Annotated in this window: 1 protein-coding gene; it reads right to left on the bottom strand. The window is 60.8% G+C overall.

Annotated features, from left to right (window positions below; all coding sequences use genetic code 11):
- The coding region (locus HX774_RS19185; RefSeq protein WP_178829002.1) for a hypothetical protein at positions 1-1,433 on the bottom strand (1,433 nt) is incomplete at its 3' end.
- Positions 1,434-1,756: the final 323 nt, after the last annotated feature.

The following is a 1,756-nucleotide window of genomic DNA, read 5'->3' as shown; positions in this document are numbered from 1 at the left end:
ACACCGCCGCGTGCGTCGGTGATGCTGGTCGGAAGATTGCAGGTGACTGGGTTAGCGCAGGTCGATGGATAAGTCGCTCGACGTACGATATCCGCAGGCGAGCCCGGCGCTTTTGACACCATCCGTTCTTCCGTAACGTTGCCGCGAGTGTCGAAGTTATACACCAGCTCGTCGCCCTCAGGCCGCGTCACCGAGAGCAGCACCGCTCCGATACCAGGACGAATTTCGTAGGTGTTGGTCCAAACCCTGCCGAGCTCATCGGTCATCTTGTGCAGACGCGCTGTCTTGGAGATTCCAAACTCCTGCATTTCGTAGATGACGGCATGCCCTTGGGGGTTCTCCACCGTTCGCGTCCAGCTTCCGTAAGCGTTCTTGTATTTCCATAGGCCGTCATCGGTCGCCACCGAGGCGACCGGGCCATACGGCTCCACGAACGGAAATTCTTCAGGCGGAGTAGAGACATACCGCCGATAGAGAAAAGTCATATCGTAGCCAGTTGTGCGCCCAGGCCGGCGCACGCCGATGACCCGGTTAAGATGGCCAGCCGCTGGCGGACCGAAATTGTAGTAGGTAGTGCGTCCCAGCGCATCGGTCGCACGTATTGACCCCGAGCTGCGCTCAAGCGTCATCATCGGCCATGCTCCAGCAGGCGTGCAGGTTGGCGCCGTCGGATCGCAGGCCTCAACAGCGGTATTGAGTGCAATCGCCTTCGCAATCTCGGGCACGCCCGACGCCGCAGCCTCGAAGAAGAGCTGATAGCCCGTGTTCGAGGTGACTGAAGAAAGGGTGTAGGCACCAATTGCGTTCAGGCGATAGTGGTAGGTCAGCGTCAAACCGCTAGGTCGGGTCAAGGTGCGAAGCGCCGCCAGCGAAGTCTGCTTGAAGTTGGGCCCGCTTTCTCCAGTGTATTCCCAAACCGTAGGGGCGGCGAAGGTGGCGATAGTTCCGTCATGGGCGACGAAGGTCCAGTTCCCTCCCGAACCCGTCAACGTCGCGGACTGACCATTGGTCGGCGCCCAACTACCGTCGACCTGCTCTTCGAAGACGACCGCGTGTGAATCACCCAGCGTAACGGTGCGGTAGGCGCCGCGCACCAACTCGCACATGTTTGAAGCGTCGTGCCAATCGCAGGCCTCCACGACCGAGCCCATAAAGTTATGGGTCCAGCGGCCGCGGTCGGTGACGACGGGCCGAAAGGACAGGCCACCGTTCCGAGGCCCAATCGAAAGCGTGGCCGGGGCGTGGGAAAATGCTCCGCCCATCACATCCACTCCATGCCGATCGCGCTCGGAATAGGGTTGAGGGACAAGCAACTGCGCTTCCTGCGCATGCGCCTCAAGTGAGGCAAGCACGCAAGTCAGCATGACAACGCAGGCGACGAAATTCATCAGCCGAAAACGACCGACTTTTAGGGGACGCCCGCGCACCTTCATCCCATCACCATGCGGATCAGGACCTGATTGGTATAGACGACGGTAGACGCCGCATCGGTGACCTTGCATCTCCAATAGGCGATCTTGTCAGGCGGAACGACGGGACCAGCATATGACCACGTCGTGGCGCTCGCGGTCGGCGACACTACCGATATCGCAGCAGAGCCTGATACGCGCTGCCAACCGAAAACATAAGGCGAAACTCCGCCAGAGACGTTCACAACGCTCAGCGCTGTGGGATACTCAGCATCGCCGTACAGCGACGTCGGACTGGCTGACGCCAACAGAGGCGGCGGTGGTGGAGGCGGCGGTGGCGGCGGCGG

The organism is Brevundimonas sp. P7753, assembly GCF_013386595.1.
Lineage (GTDB): Bacteria > Pseudomonadota > Alphaproteobacteria > Caulobacterales > Caulobacteraceae > Brevundimonas > Brevundimonas bullata.
Note: the sequence above shows the minus strand (reverse complement) of the source record. Positions and strands in the feature narration are given on the sequence as shown.